This is a genomic window from Streptomyces sp. NPDC005151, from assembly GCF_053599875.1.
Window position 1 is genome coordinate 1 of sequence record NZ_JBSFYR010000211.1, and the last position, 3,776, is coordinate 3,776.

At 69.3% G+C, this 3,776-nt stretch carries 2 protein-coding genes and 3 pseudogenes; 3 read left to right on the top strand and 2 right to left on the bottom strand.

What is annotated here, in order from left to right:
• The 3 genes and pseudogenes from ACWD6R_RS40020 to ACWD6R_RS40030 all read left to right on the top strand — a co-directional run.
• The coding region (locus tag ACWD6R_RS40020; RefSeq protein ID WP_451823264.1) for a transposase at window positions 1–349 on the top strand (349 nt) is incomplete at its 5' end.
• Window positions 350–366: 17 nt separating this feature from the next.
• Window positions 367–639 (top strand): annotated as a pseudogene (locus ACWD6R_RS40025) (IS630 family transposase); the annotation flags it as partial.
• A gap of 193 nt (window positions 640–832) precedes the next feature.
• Window positions 833–3,124: an immune inhibitor A domain-containing protein gene (locus ACWD6R_RS40030; RefSeq protein WP_451823265.1), complete on the top strand. Its 2,292-nt coding sequence runs from the start codon at window positions 833–835 to the stop codon at window positions 3,122–3,124.
• 440 nt (window positions 3,125–3,564) lie between these two features.
• Here ACWD6R_RS40030 and ACWD6R_RS40035 read toward each other — a convergent pair.
• Both ACWD6R_RS40035 and ACWD6R_RS40040 read right to left on the bottom strand, forming a co-directional pair.
• Window positions 3,565–3,681: pseudogene (locus ACWD6R_RS40035) on the bottom strand (IS5/IS1182 family transposase); the annotation flags it as partial.
• A pseudogene (locus ACWD6R_RS40040) lies at window positions 3,653–3,776 on the bottom strand (IS110 family transposase); the annotation flags it as partial. The pseudogenes ACWD6R_RS40035 and ACWD6R_RS40040, both read right to left, overlap by 29 nt.

Genomic DNA, 3,776 nt, shown 5'->3' on the forward strand with positions numbered 1-3,776 from the left:
CAGCGCCGCAGCCCTGCTCATTGCCGCCGACGACAACCCCGAACGGGTGGTCAGCGAGGCCTCCTTCGCCGCCCTGTGCGGCGCCAGCCCGGTTGAGCAGTCCTCCGGAAAGACCCAGCGCCGACGCCTCAACCGGGGCGGCAACCGACAGGCCAACGCCGCCCTCTACCGCATCGTCATGACACGCATACGCTTGGACGAGCGCACGCGCTCCTACCTGGAGCGACGCACCAAGCAGGGCATGTCCAAGCGCGAGATCGTCCGCTGCCTCAAACGCTACGTCGCCCGCGAGGTCTTCCGCCACATCCGGCCGGTCACAGCCCTCCCACTTCCCGACTCCGCCGCTTGACGAAACATAGGGGCATCTTCTCCCCGCATCTGACCACGAAGAAGAGCCAGCGGGTCGGCACCTGGGCCGCCTCGAACAACGTCGAGATCGCCTACACCCCGACCAACAGCTCCTGGCTGAACCGCATCGAGGCCCAGTTCACCGCCCTGCGCTACTTCACCCTCGACGGCACCGACCACGCCACCCACAAGGAACAGGGCAGCATGATCCGCCGCTACATCATCTGGCGAAACCGCCATGGCGACGACCGGCGCCTACGCGCCGTCGTCGACAGGGCAAACGTTGCCTGATGCGGCACTAGGTCTTGTCAGTTCCCGTTCGCCTGCTGTGCAATGTCACACACCATAAGAGGAAGGCCTCTGCTTTGAAGCATCACAGAGGTGCCAGTCCGTCCGTTACCCTGCTCGCCGCGGCGACCCTGCTGGCCGGATTAGCCCTGGCCGCCGTGCCCTCGCCGGCCCCGCCGACCCCGCTGTCGACGCCGTGGCCGCCACGGCCGATCCCGGCGTGGACCTCGGCCCCGACAAGCACGACCTGCCTGGCCCCTTCACCGAGAAGAACCGGGCCCAGCGCAAAGAAGCCCTCGAGCAGGTGCTCTCCGGCAAGGCTTCCGTCGAGAAGCACGGCGCCTCCCAGGTCGTGCGCCTGGGCAAGGGCAAGTACGCCGAGCTCGGCCGTGAGAAGACCGACAGGATATTCGTCATCCTCACCGAGTTCGGTGACACGGTCGACAACACGACCAGCTACGACCCGGACGGCTCCGGCCCCAAACCGCCGGTGGTCAAGTACGGCGGCAAGCCCGGGCCGGCACACAACCAGATCGCACAGCCGGACCCGGCCATGGACAACTCCACCGCCTGGCAGGCCGACTACAACCGCGACCACTTCCAGGACCTGTACTTCTCGCACGACGCCTACAAGGAGTCGGTGGCCAAGTACTACGAGCGGCAGTCCTCGGGCCGCTACTCCGTGGACGGCACGATCGTCGACTGGGTGAAGGTCCCCTACAACGAGGCCCGCTACGGCTCCGACTTCTGCGGCGCCATCGTCTGCGACAACGTCCAAGACCTGGTCCGCGACGCCGTCAACGCCTGGGTGGCCGAGCAGAAGGCCAAGGGCCGTACCGACCAGCAGATCAAGGCCGACCTCGCTTCCTACGACCAGTGGGACCGCAACGACTACGACGGCGACGGCGACGGCGACGGCGACTTCAACGAGCCCGACGGCTACATCGACCGCTTCCAGATCGTCCACGCCGGTGAGGACCAGTCCGCCGGCGGCGGCGCCCAGGGGAGCAACGCCATCTGGGCCCATCGCAGTTACGTCTATGGCCAGAACGCCGGCAACACCGGTCCGGCGGGCAACAAGGCCGGCGGCACCCCCATCGGCGACACCGGCCTGTGGGTCGGCGACTACACCATGCAGCCCGAGAACGGCGGCCTCGGCGTCTACGCCCACGAGTACGGCCACGACCTCGGCCTGCCCGACCACTACGACACCAGCCGCACCGGCGAATCCTCCTCCGGCTCCTGGAGCGTGATGTCGCAGGGCTCCTGGCTCGGCCGAGGCAAGGGCGCCATCGGCGACCTGCCCGGCGACATGAACGCATGGGACAAGCTCCAGCTGGGCTGGCTCGACCACGCCACCGCCAAGGCCGCCACCGAGGGCACCTACAAGCTCGGCTACGCCGAGTTCAACAACAAGGACCCGCAGGCCCTGGTCGTCGACCTGCCCGACAAGCAGGTCGCGACCCCCATCACCACCCCCGCCCAGGGCGGCAGGCAGTGGTGGTCGGGCATGGGCGACAAGCTGACCACCACCCTCACCCGCCCCCTCGACCTCACCGGCAAGGCCACCGCCGCCCTCACCCTCAAGGGCTGGTGGGACATCGAGCAGGACTGGGACTTCCTCTACACCGAGGCCTCCACCGACGGCGGCACCACCTGGACCGCCCTGAACGGCACCGCCGACGGCGCGCCCATCGGCCACAACGGCGCCGGCAGGCCCGCCCTGACCGGCACCGCCGGCGCCTACAAGAACCTGGCCTACGACCTGACCGCTTACGCCGGCCAGAAGATCGACGTCAGGTTCCGCTACGCCACCGACGAAGCCGTCCAGGGCAAGGGCTTCGCCGCCGACGCCATCACCATCACCGCCGACGGCGCCACCCTGCTCGCCGACGACGCCGAGGGCGACGACAACGGCTGGACCGCGAGCGGCTTCTCCCGCATCGGCGAGGCATTCACCACCCGGTACCCGCAGTACTACATCGCCGAGAACCGTCAGTACGTCTCCTATGACACCACCCTGCAGACCGGCCCGTACAACTTCGGCTGGCGCACCACCCGCCCCGGTTGGGTGGAGTACTACCCCTTCCAGAACGGCCTGCTCATCTCGCTGTGGGACACCTCCCAGCCGGACAACAACGTCGGCCGGCACCCCGGCCACGGCCAGATCCTGCCCGTCGACGCCCACCCGACCCCGCTGCGCTGGCCCGACGGCACGCTGGCGACCAACTTGATCCAGACCTTCGACTCCCCCTTCGGCCTCCGGCCCACCGACGCCTTCACCTTGCACCGCGACGGCGTCGAGGTGCAGGTGCCCGCGCAGCCTGGCGTGCCGGTCTTCGACGACCACCACGGTGACCGCTACTACGACCCGGCCAACCCCACCGGTGGCGTGATCGTCCGGGACACCAACACCAGGATCACCGTCCTGAACGAGGCCGACGACGGCCACCACGTCGTCCTGCGGGTCGAACCCTCCGACGGCTGACGGTGATCGGCCGGCCGCCCGCGGGCACCGCCCCTCACGACGCACCATCTGACGACGTGGCGGGCAGCCCGTGGCCCGGCCGAGCAGGACGCAGGCGACTCCGTCCGGAGCCCACCCACTCGAAAGGAGCGCCCCGCGTGCGCAACGGCGGGAGTAGAGAGTGGGCGTTAAAGGCGCACCGCGGCCAAACGGCCGCGGTGCGCTGTGTCGTAGTGGTGCGGCCGGGCCAGCCGGCTTGGGTTGGGGGAGTGCGGTCGGGTGGGCCGGGTGCGCGGCAGTGCGGTCGGTCCGGGTCGTGGTGCAGGCGGGGTCGAGGAGGGGGGTCGCGCATGGCGATGGCTTCCTCGTGGGCGGGCTTGACCGAGATGCCCGAGGCTTTGAGATATGACACCGGTGGCTGCCGCGACGGCGAGGTCGGACCACTCCAGCCGGAACACCAGCCGGTCCGGATGCCGCTTGCGTCCCAGATGCCGGAGCCGACGCTCCACCTTGGGCAGCAGCGGCTCGATCACCGCACACAGCTCGTCATCGACGTCCCATGGCTTCGGCCGCGCCACCAACCGGGCTGGCGCCGCACAGGGCGGCGAAGGAGGCCTCGCTGACCACCCGTTCGGGGTTGTCGTCGGCGGCAATGAGCAGGGCTGCGGCGCTG